Here is a 16,367-nt window from a genome sequence, read left to right on the forward strand (position 1 = left end):
TTTTTATTACCATTAAGTTTCTCTAAAGTTTCTGTAATTACCTGCTTTTCTATTTCTTCTACTATGTCTTTAAGTTGTTTATTTTCATAATCAACCTTTCTTTTGTTACAATCTAATATCTTTGCTGGTAAATGCTCTGGTAAAATTTTAAGCTCTGTATTAAGTAAATTTATTGCTCTTTCAATAACATTTTCTAGTTCCCTAACATTACCTGGCCAGTTATAACATTTAAGATAATCCAAGGTTTCTTCTGATATTCCTTCACTATATATTCCATACTTATTACATAACTTAACTCTTAATGCCTCTGCAAGTGGTCCCACATCTTCAATTCTTTCTCTTAATGCTGGAAGCTTAACATGCATAACATTTAATCTATAGTATAAATCTTGTCTAAACTTACCCNNACCCTCTTGAGTTAACTGTAATAAGTTTTTATTTGTAGATGCTATAATCCTAACATCTATCTTCTTTACATCATTGCTACCCACTCTTACAATTTCTCTATCTTGAAGAACTCTTAATAACTTCACCTGCATAAAAAGAGGCATATCTCCTATTTCATCTAAAAGAATAGTTCCTCCATCTGCAAGTTCAAATTTCCCCTTCATTCCTGTTTTTTTTGCTCCTGTAAATGCTCCTTCTTCATAGCCAAACATTTCTGATTCAAATAGTTCTGTTGGTATAGCTCCACAATTTATTTTAACAAAAGGTTTCCTCGCTCTTTTACTACTATTGTGTATGGACTGTGCAACTAATTCTTTTCCTGTACCACTCTCCCCTGTAATTAATACAGATGAATCCCCCCTTGCAATCTTCTCAGCAAATTTTATAGCAGTTAAGAAGCTTGAGCTATTTCCGATAATTTTATCAAAGGTATAGGTTGCTTTATTCTCTACAGTGAGTTCATTTTTGTAAAATTGAACTTCTTTTTCTAAATGTGATATCTTACTACTTAATATTCTAAAATTATCTATATCTTTAAACATAACTCTACCTATGGCGCCTCTAATTTTTCCATTAATTATTATAGGAACTCTCATAGATATCATTTTGTGTTCATTAACCTCCTGTATATCTCCAACTTCTTTAAATCCATTTTTAGCTATAAGGTGCAATTTTGTGTTGGGTATAACCTTAGTTACATGTTTACCCTCTGGTTCTTTACAACCTAAAAACTTCTTATATCCATCTGTCATCATTGTTATAATTCCATCTTCATTAACCACTACAATGTATTCATTTAAACTATTAAATGCAAAATTGAGTATTTCCTCATCAACCCTCATATACTTTTCCTCCTAAATAAAATACATTATTTTAAGTTTCTATCTATTAAGTGTAACTACATACCTATTTAATATATTTATATCCATTTAATCTATTTTAATTAAACTCATTTTAAAACCAATTGTTATTTATACCAAAAACTTTTTTTAAATGTTCTACTGCAAAATTCCCTGTAATTCCAACAAATATACCAGTCCCAATCCCTGCCACACTCATAACAGGTAAATAGAGCATAACACTCATTGTTTTTACTATTAGTGATGCTGCAAGTAATTGTCCTACATTATGAAATACTGCCCCCACACAGCTTACTCCTATAATACTTATCTTTTCTTTTCCAAGATGTTTTGTAAACACCATAAATATATAACTTAAAATCCCACCAGCTAAACTATACATTAATCTAGATATACTTCCTCCAAACATTACGGAAAGTAAAATTCTTAAAAACATAACTAAAAAAGTCTCTTTATAACTTAAGGTGTATAATGCTATTACCGTAATAATATTAGCAAGACCTAGCCTTGTGCCCGGAGTTATAAATGGTACTGGTATCATATTTTCAAATATGTGTAGCACCAAGGACATTGCTACTAATAGGGATATATATATCATTTTTCTAATACTTTTACTAGCTTCTTTACTATTCATTATCTTCACCTCAACGAGAAATTACATCTTCCCCTTCACTACTCTTTTGTTCTCCTACTATTTCAATGATTAATCTATTAGGCAGACATACTATCCTTTCTCCAACCTCTCCTATAAATCCTTCATTTATACATATTTCATCCTTACAATCTGCATCTACAATCCCTATTTTCATATCATGGATAACAACCCTATTTACTCCATAGGATGATTTAAAAGTAAATTCTTCATCTAAATCCTTTGTTAATTCCACTCTCTTTTTCTCTTGTCCATCTATAGAAATAACAGCATAGTTTATTCCTTTATAATTACTCTGATAATTTTTTAGCATTATGTAAGGTATAAATGACACTATTAGTAGTACTACAATTATTACTATATCCATTCTCTTCATTAATTTCATATTGATTCTTCTCCTATACAATAATAGTTTAAACAAAGTAATTTTAATCTTTTATTGTTATTATATCAATATGTTCACCTAAATTCCTTAGTGATTAAAAATTTTAAGAAAAATATTCTTCAACTAAAAAAACAATATATATATATATTATTATATTTTATATTTTTTATGTTATTTATGTTAATTTAAATCATAAATTGTAAATAATTTTTTAACAAATTTCCTGGAAATATATTTACTATTATTTTAGTTTAGTTTATAATTAAGACATAAAAATACTACGTTTTTTTAAACCAAAAATATTTTTAGGAGGGCACATTAATGAATAAAAAAGTTCTAGCTTTATTATCTTCAGTAGTTTTAACTGCTGGAATGTTAGTTGGTTGTGGTTCAAAAGGAATGAAGGATGGAAGCTATAAATCTGAATTTGATGCTTTTGATGATCACGGTTGGAAAGGACAAGTTGAAATTACAGTTGCTGATGGAAAAATCACTGATGCTAAATTCGACTATGTAAATGAATCTGGAGATCTAAAGAGTAAAGATGCCGAGTATCAAGAAAAGATGACACAAGTATCTGGAATTGGCCCTGTTGAGTTTTCAGCTCAATATGCAGAAGCTCTTGTAGAGAAACAAGATCCTGCAACAGTTGATGCAATAACTGGAGCAACTACTTCTGGAGATGATTTTAAGCTTTTAGCCGATGCAGCTGTCCAACATGCAAATGATGGTAAAACTGAAACTGCAGTAGTTAAAGCCAAAAAATAGTATTTTCATAAATAGTGTAGTAATAAGACTTTAGGTTATCCTGAAGTCTTATATTTATTTCTCCTCAATTATGTAGTTATTACTAGTTATGAAATTTCTATATATTTTATATTTAAAAGTTTCTCCTAATAAATTATAATGTTATTATTAATATAATGATATAACCTACTTTAATAATAATTTAACAATATATAAGGGTTTATTTAGTTAAATATTAAAACTTTATATTATTATGCATATAGATAAGGAGGTCTCTATGAAACTCTTAAAAAAACTTTCTTGCCTTTTAGTTGTATTTATAATTACTATTATTAGTGCAGGATGTGCAAATCAAAAGCTACCTATTAAGCCAATTAGTAAAACAGAGCTAGTTATTGGTACGGTGTGTACCATAACCATATATGATAAAAGAGATACAACTATAATAGATGAATCTTTTGCTCGTTTAAGAGAACTAGAAAATATATTAAGTATAAGTAAGTCTAATACCGAGTTAGATGAAGTAAATAATATGGCGGGGATAGAACCCGTTGAGGGTAGGAATGATACTTTTTATGTGGTAAAAAAAGGACTAGAATATTCTAAACTGTCTGGTGGTTCACTAGATATCACTATTGGACCTTTGGTAAAGTTATGGGGAATCGGTACAGATAATGCTAAACTTCCCTCAGAAAAAGAAATTAATGAAAAAAAGGCTTTAATTGATTATAATAAAATTCAAATAGATGAATCAAAAAAAAGTATATTTTTAAAAAATCCAAATATGATTATAGACTTAGGTGCAATTGCAAAGGGATATGCTGCTGATGAAATAGTTAAAATTCTAAAAGATGCTGAAGTATCCAGTGCAATTATTGATTTAGGTGGGAATATTTATGTACTCGGTGACAAGATAGATGGTACCCCTTGGAAGGTAGGAGTTCAAAACCCTGAAAAATCCGGTAGTGATACTATTGGATTTGTAAGTGTTAGTAATAAATCTATTGTAACCTCTGGAGTGTATGAAAGATACTTTGAGCAAGATGGTAAAAACTATCACCATATTCTAAGTCCAGATACAGGTTATCCATATGACAACAACATCTTAGGTGTGTCTATATTATCTAATAACTCTATAGATGGTGATTCTCTATCAACTACTTTATTTGCCCTTGGGGTAGATGAAGGTTTAAAACTTATTAACTCATTAGATGATGTTGAGGCAATTTTTATAACTAAGAACCATGAACTATACTTAACTAATGGCTTTAAAAAAGCATTTACCCTTACAAATAATAATTATGAAATAAAAGAATAATAAATGGCTATGGTAGTCCCATAGCCATTTATTTTAAACTAATTTATAGCATTTACTCTTATTATATATCATATTATGATCAAGTTGTTTGATATATTTTAATACCTCTACATCTACAAACTTCATAAGAACTTCTAATTCCTCATTCTTTTTAGTAATCTCTTCATGAGATTTTTTCATATCCATTTCTGCTTGCTCTACTATATTTTTATCTATTGTAATATCATTTAGAGTTCCTTCAAATATATCTTTTATTTCTTCCTTTAACTTATCTGAAAGTCCTCTTAAGTTTTCCATTATATTATTGCTTAATATAGAAGCAATATTATCCTTATTTTCTATGACTTGATTTTTAATTTTTATTCTAGTATTTTCTGCCTTTTCTTCTGACTTCATAAACATTACCTTAATTCCATCAGCTACTGTACTTAAGAAATTCTCATTTGGTATTACAGTAACTTCATAATTAATACTATTTAAGAATTCATCATGTAATACTAAAAACTTCTTCAGTAACTCCTCAAGTGGTTTTATATCTATAGGTTTAATTTTACTTGTGAAATCACCATAGGCAGATATTACAGTATCCCTATTATCCTTTATCTTTTCTATAGTCTCTTGATGGTATCCATAGAGCTTTGAATACTTAGTTATATAAACCTCAAATTGTTCTAACATTAAATCATATATATTTTTATTACACCAATTCACAATAGTTTCACTAAATATCTTTTCAGCCTTATCCTTTAATGTTGAAGTTTCTTCTAAGTCATCTATAGCATCTAGTTTTTTCTCTATAAGATCAGGGATAATTATTGATATCTTTTCTTCCGCATATTTTCCTAAAAACTCTATATCGCCCTGAATTTTAGTAAGAAATTCATTATGGTTTGATCTAACTTCATCTGCTAAGTTTATATATTCTGATACACATTCCTTAAGTGTATATCTCCTTTCCTTATAAACTCCATTTTTAAATTTTATGTCTTCTCGAATTCCATCTAAAGTTTTATTTATATTATTCTTAAAGTCATTAAATTTCATATTTATTATATTTTCTGGAGTTTGTCCTATAAGTGTTTCTAATAACTCTCTAGAATCAGAAAAGTCTTTTTGGTCAAATAATATAATTTTTCTTTTATAATCTAGCATATTTTCTAATAAAGCTTTATTATAACTTAATGCTTCAGCTTTATAATCACTATTCTTTGTATTAATAAAAATAACCAATATAGAATTGTTACTATCTTCTAATATATGTTTAATATAAGTTACATCAATATCTCTTAACTCTTTATGACCATCTATTACAATAATATTTTTATCTGCCATTTTACCATGAATAGACTTATCATAAGTTATAATACATTTATTAGGATCTCTTAATAAATTATTCTTTGTAATAACTTCACAACTATAATAATCTTTAATATATGATTTTAACTCTAGTTGTTCATTGCTAATAAACACAATATCCTTATCTTGTAAAAAAATTTTTTCTCCAATAATATTGTTTAAAGTTTTTTCTACCTCTCTATCTTGAATTGCATTAATACCTATTATTGCTTTTTTACTACTACTTCTAATAAAGTCACTAGTATCAAATTTAGATTCTATGCCATAGCTTGTACATATATCTTTTACATTATTATATAAATATAGCCAAGGATACTCTCTTAAATTATAGTTTTCCTTATTAGTTCCATCTATGGATATTTCGTTACATTCTTCTATATAATTAAGTAGATCCTTATTTATATTAAATATATTAATTATGGAAGATAACTTGGTTGAAGTTTCAATTGCTTTTTCATAATTATTGTTTTGAACCGCAGCATTCATTAAATAAAACGCAAAGTCAAATTCATACTCTCTTAAAAATACTTCTTTATACTTTCTTATCCTTATATCTTCATAAATTTCATTTAACACACATACAGCTTGAGAACAATTTATAAAATCTCCGTGTTTATAATCTATAGTATTAAAACTTTGTCTTAGATAATTTAATACTCTAATAAGTTGTTCTTCCTCTTGTCTGATACATTTGTATAAACTTAAAATTAAAGTACTCCACTCTACAATTTTAAGATCTTCCATTAATATATTACAGAATTTTATAATCTTATCCACACATTCTATATCTAGTGATTGTGCTTTTGTGCATATAATATTCATTGTATTTATCCAATGAGGAATACTATCCTTACAATATTCCTCTATTGAGATATCTATGGCATTAGAGTAAGATTTTTCTGTTGTAAAATACTCTACAACATCTATATTTATTCCTTTAAATGAAGATAATATTTTTATTACATTTCTAGCTGCCTCATTAGCTTTATCTATAATGTTTAATTCTTTACTTGCTCTATATACACAATAGTTTTTTTGTATGTATAATATTTCTTCTTCTCCAATTATGCTTTCATATAGTGATAAAGCTTCTTCAACTTCAACCATATCACCAAGATTTTTTCTTGCCCACATTAATAGTTCAAAAAATACTACTCCACTTTTACATTGAATTTCTTCGGTTTGAAATTTATTTCCACTTTTTAAGAATTCCTCCATAACCTCTATTACTTTAGAAAAGTAATCTTTTGATAATTCAAATTCTTTTTTCTCAAAATATATTTCTCCTAGTGAGTAGTATGATACTATAAGATTTCTAAAATCCTCATACTCCATATTCCCAATTACTTTATAATCTAACTTTTCTATAATTTTTTTTAAAAACTCAGTAAGGTTTACTTCATTTACATCTATTCTAAATATATTTTTAACACACCAGTTATAATAATGCTTTATCATTAAGCAGGGTTCACAGGTAATCTTACTGTCTGTAATATCTAGATAAAAATTCAATTTACCTAAGTTGTTTTCACACTGCTGAAGGAATTTCATCTGTTTTTTTAAAGACAATTCATTCACTCTCCTTATTTTATTTAGTCATACATGACATTTGTCTATAATTTATATGATGTTACTTTTTGCTAGTTGCTGCAGGATTAGGAACACTTACAACTAAAATTTTGCATATTTTATTAGTATAGTTTGCATAGTTATGATTAATAGAAGATTTAAAATGTGCTGAATCACCAGGGTAAAGATACTGCTTTTCATCATTTATGAATAAAGTAATAATTCCTTCTAANNAAATTCTTCACCTTCATGCTGATAAGTACTTAAATTTTCCTCTGTATTTGTAGGCAATATTTCAATTAATCTAGGCAACATAGTTTTATCTTCAGGATTATTTGATAATACATAATTAATATGAAGGGCATTATCTATTTTATATATATCTCTTTCGTAACTCTTTTGTATAAATCTTTCTCTCCTCTTACTAGTTGATAGTAAAAAGTAAGATAGTTCAACATCTAAAGCCTCTGCTATATTAAGTAAAGAATCTGTAGCTATACTAGTAAGACCTCTTTCTAATTGAGATAAAAACCCAGTAGATAAAGATGTTTTTTCGCTTAGTTCCTTTAATGTCATCTTTTTATTAGTTCTAAGTTCTTTAATTTTGCTTCCTATGATTTTATTCAACCGTTCCACCTCTTTGTTTAATTTAACTTTTTATCTATAGTCTAGCTGCTTTAACCACCATGTAAGGAATAATATGTCATCAACTAGAGCTACTGACTATTGGAGTATATGTTCAACTAAACTTCAATGGAGATAAAACTCCTTCTAAGCTAAGTTTCACTTGATATTAATATTATTACTCAATACCTAAGCATTGTCTAGCTAAGTTTATAATTTATAAATAAATTTGATAAATATAAATAAATATTTATCAAATTTTTACCCAAATAAAAGAATATTAAAAATTCTAAAATAATATATTTTAAATTCAAATTCTTTTATAAAATAAAGTCCAGATATTATTTATCTGAACTTTATAATCTTTAGAACATATTCTTCATTGTAAATTTTTCTTAATTATTTTTCTTTAAGTTCTTTTCATATCTAGCAAAAAGTACTAAGGCAACTATTGAAAAGAATATTGGTCCAGCAATGCTCCATATAGTTTTAGCCATATCTCCATTCATAGCTGGCTCGATTATTGAGAAAAAGTTAGCAAATCCAACCGTAGCTGTTACTACAATAGTTACAAGTATAATAAATCCTTTACCTTTGAAAACTTGGAAAGGTTTCTGTATTCCCGCTCTTCTTTTAAATGATATAAATGCTCCAGACAAGAACATATATGGAATTGTCATAGCTACATTAGTCATTGCTACAAGAATACTAAAGAATTCTTCCATAGCTTCGCCACCAAATCCTACTAATAAAATCATAATTATTACTACTATAGCTTGAATAATCATTGCATTTACAGGCATACCTTTTTTCATTTTTGCAACTGAATCTGGGAATAATCCCTTAGGAGTTCCTGCTATTAATTGCTTAAGTGGGGCATATGTTAAAGTAAAGAATGCTCCTGTAAGAGCAAGTAGCATTGATAATCCAACAAACCTAGCTATCCAGTTACCTATTTGTACTGAAATAGCTTCAGTTGCTCCAAAGGTTACTCCAAATTGATAACCTAAGTTATTCATTATAAGATAACCTACATTTCCCATGTGAACTATATCTCCATACTTACCATTTGTTCCAAGTATAGCATCCCAATTTGTAAATATTCCAACACAGAATAATCCTACTGCATATCCAACAGCTATGATTATAGCAGATATAGCAAGACCTTTAGGAAAGTTTTTTTCTGGTTCATCTGTTTGATCAACCAATCCTCCAACTACCTCTATACCACCAAATGCAAATAAAGCAAATACCATAAATGATAATATTGATATTGAACTTTGATAAGCTGGGTTAGGCGATGATATGAAAGTTGTAGAATTAACTATGGGTTGTGCTAATTCTCCACCATTTCCTATTAATATAACTATGGAACCTAATATTAACAATATATTAAGCGCTGCTACAGCTGTACCTCCTACTGAAGTAACCTTTTTAATTTTTTCTATCCCCTTAGTTGACACGAAGGTAACAAATATAATCCAAAGAACAGCAAGTATGGCAAGAGTTTGACGCCCTCCAAAACCAAATATACTCCATGTACTAGTTGTATCTGTACCATAAATTGCATTAGATAAAGTTACCCATATTCCAGAAGATACATTAACCATCCATATTACTGTTGAAGTATACCACATAAATGTCCCAATAAAAGCATACTTAGCATTTACAGACTTCTCCATCCATGAGTATATTCCTCCGGTTTCATTTTTAAATGCAGCTCCATATTCAGCCATCATAAATGCAAATGGAATAAAGAATAATATTGCAGCTATAATGAAGAAGGGTATTGAACCATACCCCATTAAATAGTATGACCTGGGCATATTATTAAAGCCATATACAGATGTAAAAATCATTAATATCAGTGCTGTGATAGATAACTTTTCTGTACTACCTTTCTTTGATGACATTATTTTTCCTCCTTTGTAGCTAAATTAAGTTTAAAAACTTAATTTTATCTAATTGCTTATTAAATAAGTAATCTTATTTTATTTTTAACCATAATAAAATAAATATGTAAGAAAAATAAGAAACCACAAATATCCATTGTGGTTTCTTACCTTTTTAGATCTCTTTAGTTGCATTCTTTAACCATAAAACCTCATCCTCTAATAAATAAGGACTTAACTTTTCTAATACTTTTTTATNNTTATGATAATTGTTTAACCAAGATTTTTCATCTTCATTAAGCAATGATATATTTATTGCATCTAATTCATAAGGACATAAAGTTAAATCTTTAAAGCACATAAACTTTCCAAAATCATTTTTTTCTTTTTCTTTAACAGCTATTAAGTTTTCAATTCTTACACCATGTTTATCAGCTTTATAAACTCCAGGTTCATTAGATACTATCATGCCTTCTTCTAAAGCAATTGGATTTAATTCTCTTCTTATCCCCTGTGGTCCCTCATGTACATTAAGTAAATAGCCAACTCCATGTCCTGTTCCATGTTTAAAGTCTAATCCTTTGCTCCAAAGAGCTCTTCTTGCTAAAACATCAAGACTACATCCCGGAGTTCCTTCCAAGAATATTACTGTAGATAGATTTAGATGTCCTTTTAAAACTAAAGTATAATCTTCCTTTTCTTCTTCTGTAAGTTCACCTAGGGCTATAGTTCTTGTAATATCCGTAGTTCCATCTAAATATTGAGCTCCAGAATCTACTAAGAATAATCCTTTTGGTTGTAGTTTTAGACTAGACTCTTCTGATGCTTTGTAGTGAATTATCGCTCCGTGAGGACCATATCCCGCAATGGTATCAAAGCTTATATCTATAAAATCCTCACCTTCAGCTCTAAATTTTTGTAGTTTTTCAGCCGCTGATATTTCTGTTATCTCTTCATTATTTACATTTTCTTTTACCCACTTTATGAACTTTACCATAGCTATTCCATCTTTTATATGGGCATTTTCTATATTTTTAAGCTCTACAGAATTTTTTCTAGCTTTTAAATCCGTAGTTATATTCCTTTTTTCTATTATGTTAACTTTTTTATTTATAGATTCATTAAGCCACACATTAGTTTTGCTTGAATCAAAGGTTATATTTCCTTTAATTAACTTAAGATCTGATACTATGTCATTATAATCTTTTATAGATATTGATTTACTACTTAATAGATTTATAATTTTTTCATTTAACTTTTCCTTATCTACATATAGAATGTATTTGTCATCACTAATTAAGAAATAACTTAAGAATACAGGATTACATTCCACATCTCCGCCTCTTAAATTTAGAAGCCATGCTATATCATCTAAAGATGCTAGTAATAAGTTATTTACATTAATATTTTTCATCTCTTCTTTTACTAAAGTTAACTTTTCTTCTACAGTTTTTCCTGCATAAGAGTCTTCATGAATAAATATTTTTTTATTAGGCATAGTTGGCCTGTCTTTCCATATAATATCAAAAATATCTTCTTCAGGTTTTGTTTTAATCCCCTTTTCTTTAAAAGCTCCTTCTAAATCATGAAGCTGAGAAACTGTAAACACCTTTCCATTAAAGCTGACAGTACCTCCTGATTTCACATTATCACAGATCCATTGTGTATAGGTTTTAACACCTGGTTCACCCATACGTTCTAGTATGTATTCTGTACCTTGAATTTGTTGTTCCCCTTGAAGGAAATATCTTCCATCTACCCATAAATGAGCTTCTTTCTCCGTTATAACAACAGTTCCAGCAGATCCAGTAAACCCTGAAATCCATTGTCTCACTCTAAAATAGTCACTTACATACTCACTTCCATGGTTATCTGAACTTGGAATAATAAAAGCGTCTATACTTCTTTCTTTCATTAAACTTCTTAGACTTTCAATTCTTGATTTAATATCCACTTTAACATCTCCTTATAAAATAAATTTTATTAATGTTTTAATATCAATATTATTTTTCAGTATAATAAACAACTCCTACAGTTTTAGGTCCTACGTGACAACCTATCACAGGCCCAATACATTGTATATCTACATCTATACCTAATATTTCTTTGATTTTATTAAGTGCGCCTTCTTCTAAATCATATTTCATAATGCCGGCTATTACACCAGCATGCATATCGTCAGGCAAAACAAACCAGCTTGAATGAAATGTTGAAATAGGGTGTCCTTTAGAACCTTCGCCTTCACNNCTTCCTTCTTCTTCACAGTTTATGTGATGAACTATTACCTGTCCAAGTCCTCTATTTTTTATATCCTGTTGCAATTTTTCTATAATTTTAAGTACTGCCTTCTGTTTTGTTCTAACTTTATCAAAAACTGAAGTCTTTCCAGCTTCTACAGTAAGTATAGGTCTAATTTGAAGAAGTGCTCCAAATAAAGCAGCTGCTCCTCCTATACGACCACCCTTTTTCAAATATTCTAAAGTATCTGGTACAAATAAAAACCTACTCTTACTCTTTATAGCCTCTACTCCAGCTATAACTTCCTCCATAGATTTACCTTCCTCAGCCAGTTTTGCTGCTTCTAAAACTGCATACCCCATTTGCATACAGTTAGATGCTGAATCTATAACTTCCATCCTAGCCTTAGGATATTTGTCCATTATCATTGTTTTTATTAGTTGATTACAAGTAGCATATGTACCACTCATTTCTGAGGATATAAAAACTCCTAATGCTTCATGTCCTTCACCTATAACCTGGTCAAAGCTATTAAACAAATCATCTATACTTGGTTGAGATGAAGTAGGTATACTATCTAACTTCTTCATGGTTTTATAAAACTTATCATTTTCAATTTCTATTTCTTTATTAGCTATATTATTTATAACAACACCTAAAGAAACTACAGTAATATCATATTTTTCTATGAGTTCCTTTGGTATATAACTAGTACTATCTGTTATTATTTTTATACTCATAAATCTTGCCTCCAAATAACAATAATTATATGCTTATTATTAATTATAATCATAATTAATATCTATTTTTATATTATATTTAATTCTAATATAATATTCTAATTTTCAAAAATATAAAACTCTATACGGAGCTAACATTTAAGTAATATAATATTTAAATTAAGTTTGCATCTCAAATTTAAAATTCAAGATGCAAACTACAATATTAATTATATACAATTTTCTAAACAATATTATAATTATATCAATACCAGATTTAAAAATATATAGATAACCATTATTTTCTTAAAAAATCATACTACTAATTAGTATAAATAAAGCTAGCTCAACAATTTCATTATTGGCACCTAGAGTATCTCCAGAATGCCCTCCGATTTTGCTATTACAAAACAAATTAAATATTATAGTAACTATAAATCCACCAAGTAAAAGTATAATTATATATTTAATATTAAAGAATAAACTTCCAATAAGTAAAGTAAGCGTTAATGCTCCTGNNGTATTTCCAATGTAAAAATTACCAGTACCTTCTTTTTTAGCTGTCTTCCCTATTAAAGCAATAAATACAGTAAATAATCTACTTATCATAGGTACTATTATTATCATATACCCTATAGATTTTGTTCCTATATAATATATTCCTAAAGCCTTAATTGCTATATCTATAATCATAGCTAATACTCCAAAAGAACCTACTCTACTATCCTTCATTATCTCAATTATTCGCTCTCTACTTCTAAAAGAAAAGAATCCATCACAGGTATCTCCTAGTCCATCCATGTGAAGTCCACCTGTAATAAATATTCCAACTATAACTGTAATTATAGCAACCATGGGTAATGGCAACCATATAGATGTAATATAAAAAATTAAATATTCAATAACCCCAAGAATGGCTCCTACTACAGGAAAATATAAAGTGGCTTTTTTAAAGTTTTCTTTCTCACAAGCTAAAGATATATTCACTGGTATTCTGGTTATAAATTGGAATAGCAAAAGAAAATTATTAAAGAAAATCTTTTCTTTTCCTATGGCTCCTAATACCATAATAGCTATTATAGATAAAATTATCAAATTTTTAATCATAACTCTGCTCCTCGTCTATCCCTTTATTTTTAATCCTTGTCCACAACAAACTAAATATACCTCATCACAAATGTTTGCTACATGCTGATTTATAAATCCTTGAATATCTCTAAAGATTCTAGATAATTTATTTTCAGGTACTAATCCCCATCCAACTTCATTGGTAATTAACACAACTTCTTTATCTAACTTTTTACACTTTTCTAAGAATAATGTAAATTCATTCTTTATGCTATCACATATTTTATCTGTTTCATCATCACTTATATTATCGTAATTTGTAGTGGTTTCAAACATTAAATTGGTAGTCATTATAGTAACACAATCTAAAAATATATATCTTTCAGTAAATCTCTCTATTTTTTTATGTAAGTCTTTATAACTTTCTAAGGTTTGCCACTTTTTATTTCTGCTTTCCTTATGCTTTTCTATTCTGTGCTTCATTTCATCGTCTGTTACTATAGCTGTTGCTATATATAATACATCATCAGTATGTTTAAGTAGATTTTCTCCATATTTACTTTTCCCACTTCTACATCCACCAGTAACTAAAGTTAATTTACTCATTTTCTTTCTCCTCTTCTTTTATCCTCATAAACAAATTAATTAATATTAAAATTCTACTGGAATTATACTATCAATATAAAAGTACCCGTATTCTAATTTAATTATGGACAAATCTGCATTTTTAGAATTAAACCTCCAATAATTATCTAAACTACCTTCCAATATATAAGTATATATGGTTCTTATAATTCCTCCATGGGTACAAATAAGTATATTCTCAACAGACTCTTTTTTTAGTTCTTCCATAAAGCTTTTCACTCTATTATAAACCTCTATAAAGCTCTCTCCATTCTCTATGGAATACCCCTTCCAATTATTTGTCCAAGTATCATATTCTAATTTAAATGAATCTTGTAACTGTTTATAGTTTTTTCCTTCAAAGATTCCAAAGTTTCTTTCATTCAATCTAGAATCTACTTTAACTCCTTCTCCTTCATATATTTTTTTAAGGGTTTCCTTTGCTCTTTTTTTTTCACTACAAAACACTTTATCAAAGTTTATATGCTTCAATTTTTCTCCTACCAATTCAGCTTGTTTAATTCCCTTTTCTGTTAGCTCACAGTCTATATCTCCGTAATAAGTCTTTTTTATATTTTCTTCTGTTTCCCCGTGTCTAACTATATATATTTTCAATTACTACACTCCTTTATAAAAAGCTGTATATCAATAATCTATCCACACCGGTTCATATTATATTATTTTCTTATATCTATATAATCCTTTTTATCTATTCCAGCTTCATTAAAGGAATCCATATTATTCATAGTAAAAACAGCACTCTCTATTATTCCAAAGGCTATTGGACATCCACTACCTTCACCTAATCTCATTCCTAAACTAAACATAGGTTCAAGTCCTAAAGTTTTCATTGCATATTGTGCTCCTGGTTCTGCTGATAGGTGAGATGCAAACATATACTCTGAAGCCTTTGAGCTTAATTCCTTTGCACAAATAGCTGCTGCTGATGATATAAGCCCATCAATTACAACTGGTACTTTATATATAGCACCTCCTAAAAATACTCCACAAAGACCAGCTATATCAAATCCACCTACCTTACTAATCACATCTATTACATCGTTTTTGTTAGGCTTATTTATTTCAATAGATTTTTTTACCATGGCCTTTTTATGGGACAATCCATCATCTGTTAGCCCTGAGCCTTTACCAACTATTAAATCACTATCAATTCCAGAGAATACACTTATTATAGCTGCAGAAGTAGCTGTATTACCTACTCCCATCTCACCAGTTCCTATTAAATCATATCCTTGATTTTTTAACTCCTTAACAATATCAATTCCTATCTTTATAGCTTTAATAGCTTCTTCCCTAGTCATTGCAGGACCTTTACTCATATTATTTGTACCATATCTAATCTTTCNNGGTCAGTAAATTCCTTATCCACTCCTATATCAACCACAGTAGTATCATTATTGTAGTATCTACTTAATATACACACCCCAGTAGTACCCTTTACAAAATTTTCTGTAACTGTAGCTGTTACCTCTTTTGGGCATGAAGAAACCCCTGATTCTTGAATTCCATTATCAGCACACATTATAACTATATTTTTCTTTTTTATTTCTTTTATATGCTCACCCTTAATACCACTAAGTTTTACAACAATCTCTTCTAAGACTCCTAAACTTCCTATAGGCTTGCTTAAATGATCTATGTAATTCTTAGAATTATTCATTACTTCTCTATTTACATCTTCAATACCACTTAATAACCTTTTTAATTCATCCACTCTTATCACTCCATCTAAATTTATTCTGTAAAATTTATTCTTTAAATAGTTTTATTATAACTAAAAACACCCTTATCCTCTAAGATAAGGGTGTTAATACACATAACTAAATTTATTAAACTAAAAAATAGTT

The 16,367-nt window shown here is 28.5% G+C and carries 12 protein-coding genes and 2 pseudogenes; 2 read left to right on the plus strand and 12 right to left on the minus strand.

Annotation, left to right across the window (positions count from 1 at the left end):
• From B2671_RS09065 to B2671_RS09075, 3 genes are all read right to left on the minus strand, one after another.
• Positions 1-1,289: sigma-54 interaction domain-containing protein (locus B2671_RS09065; RefSeq protein ID WP_346870127.1), on the minus strand; the 1,289-nt coding region annotated here is incomplete at its 3' end.
• Between the two features lie 112 nt (positions 1,290-1,401).
• Positions 1,402-1,941 carry a Gx transporter family protein gene (locus tag B2671_RS09070; RefSeq protein WP_346870128.1) on the minus strand — a complete coding sequence of 180 codons (540 nt, stop codon included), beginning with the start codon at positions 1,939-1,941 and terminating at the stop codon, positions 1,402-1,404.
• Positions 1,942-1,951: 10 nt separating this feature from the next.
• Positions 1,952-2,344 (minus strand): NusG domain II-containing protein, encoded by a 393-nt coding sequence (locus B2671_RS09075; RefSeq protein WP_346870129.1) that lies wholly within the window; start codon positions 2,342-2,344, stop codon positions 1,952-1,954.
• 321 nt (positions 2,345-2,665) lie between these two features.
• Here B2671_RS09075 and B2671_RS09080 point away from each other — a divergent pair, with 321 nt between their 5' ends.
• Positions 2,666-3,112 carry an FMN-binding protein gene (locus tag B2671_RS09080; protein ID WP_346870130.1) on the plus strand — a complete coding sequence of 149 codons (447 nt, stop codon included), beginning with the start codon at positions 2,666-2,668 and terminating at the stop codon, positions 3,110-3,112.
• Positions 3,113-3,368: 256 nt separating this feature from the next.
• Entirely contained in the window at positions 3,369-4,409 is a 1,041-nt protein-coding gene (locus B2671_RS09085; RefSeq protein WP_346870131.1) for an FAD:protein FMN transferase, read from the plus strand.
• A 33-nt stretch (positions 4,410-4,442) separates the two neighbouring features.
• On the opposite strand, the gene B2671_RS09090 is transcribed toward B2671_RS09085, so the two are convergent.
• The 9 genes and pseudogenes from B2671_RS09090 to cobT form a co-directional block, all read right to left on the minus strand.
• Complete coding sequence (locus B2671_RS09090) at positions 4,443-7,334, minus strand: hypothetical protein (protein ID WP_346870132.1); 2,892 nt, start codon at positions 7,332-7,334, stop codon at positions 4,443-4,445.
• Between the two features lie 61 nt (positions 7,335-7,395).
• Positions 7,396-7,910 (minus strand): annotated as a pseudogene (locus B2671_RS09095) (helix-turn-helix domain-containing protein).
• Between the two features lie 443 nt (positions 7,911-8,353).
• A complete protein-coding gene (gene yjeM / locus B2671_RS09100) occupies positions 8,354-9,871 on the minus strand; it encodes a glutamate/gamma-aminobutyrate family transporter YjeM (RefSeq protein ID WP_346870133.1) in 1,518 nt (505 codons plus the stop codon).
• A 154-nt stretch (positions 9,872-10,025) separates the two neighbouring features.
• Positions 10,026-11,804, minus strand: coding sequence for an aminopeptidase P family protein (locus B2671_RS09105; protein ID WP_346870134.1), 1,779 nt, complete (start codon positions 11,802-11,804; stop codon positions 10,026-10,028).
• 49 nt (positions 11,805-11,853) lie between these two features.
• Positions 11,854-12,828, minus strand: coding sequence for a DegV family protein (locus tag B2671_RS09110; RefSeq protein ID WP_346870135.1), 975 nt, complete (start codon positions 12,826-12,828; stop codon positions 11,854-11,856).
• Between the two features lie 285 nt (positions 12,829-13,113).
• On the minus strand, positions 13,114-13,914 hold the full coding sequence (gene cobS, locus B2671_RS09115) for an adenosylcobinamide-GDP ribazoletransferase (RefSeq protein ID WP_346870136.1): 801 nt from the start codon (positions 13,912-13,914) through the stop codon (positions 13,114-13,116).
• A gap of 15 nt (positions 13,915-13,929) precedes the next feature.
• Positions 13,930-14,481, minus strand: coding sequence for a bifunctional adenosylcobinamide kinase/adenosylcobinamide-phosphate guanylyltransferase (gene cobU, locus B2671_RS09120; protein WP_346870137.1), 552 nt, complete (start codon positions 14,479-14,481; stop codon positions 13,930-13,932).
• Positions 14,482-14,526: 45 nt separating this feature from the next.
• Positions 14,527-15,114 carry an alpha-ribazole phosphatase gene (gene cobC / locus B2671_RS09125; protein WP_346870138.1) on the minus strand — a complete coding sequence of 196 codons (588 nt, stop codon included), beginning with the start codon at positions 15,112-15,114 and terminating at the stop codon, positions 14,527-14,529.
• A gap of 62 nt (positions 15,115-15,176) precedes the next feature.
• Positions 15,177-16,180, minus strand: a pseudogene (gene cobT, locus B2671_RS09130) (nicotinate-nucleotide--dimethylbenzimidazole phosphoribosyltransferase).
• Positions 16,181-16,367 lie beyond the last annotated feature (187 nt).

This window comes from Clostridium sp. UBA5119, assembly GCF_002414285.1.
Lineage (GTDB): Bacteria > Bacillota > Clostridia > Clostridiales > Clostridiaceae > Clostridium_J > Clostridium_J sulfidigenes.

Coding starts and splice junctions, on each gene's coding strand:
- yjeM (WP_346870133.1), bottom strand. CDS start 9,871: ATGTCATCAAAGAAAGGTAGTACAGAAAAGTTATCTATCACAGCACTG.
- B2671_RS09075 (WP_346870129.1), bottom strand. CDS start 2,344: ATGAAATTAATGAAGAGAATGGATATAGTAATAATTGTAGTACTACTA.
- B2671_RS09085 (WP_346870131.1), top strand. CDS start 3,369: ATGAAACTCTTAAAAAAACTTTCTTGCCTTTTAGTTGTATTTATAATT.
- B2671_RS09080 (WP_346870130.1), top strand. CDS start 2,666: ATGAATAAAAAAGTTCTAGCTTTATTATCTTCAGTAGTTTTAACTGCT.
- cobU (WP_346870137.1), bottom strand. CDS start 14,481: ATGAGTAAATTAACTTTAGTTACTGGTGGATGTAGAAGTGGGAAAAGT.
- B2671_RS09070 (WP_346870128.1), bottom strand. CDS start 1,941: ATGAATAGTAAAGAAGCTAGTAAAAGTATTAGAAAAATGATATATATA.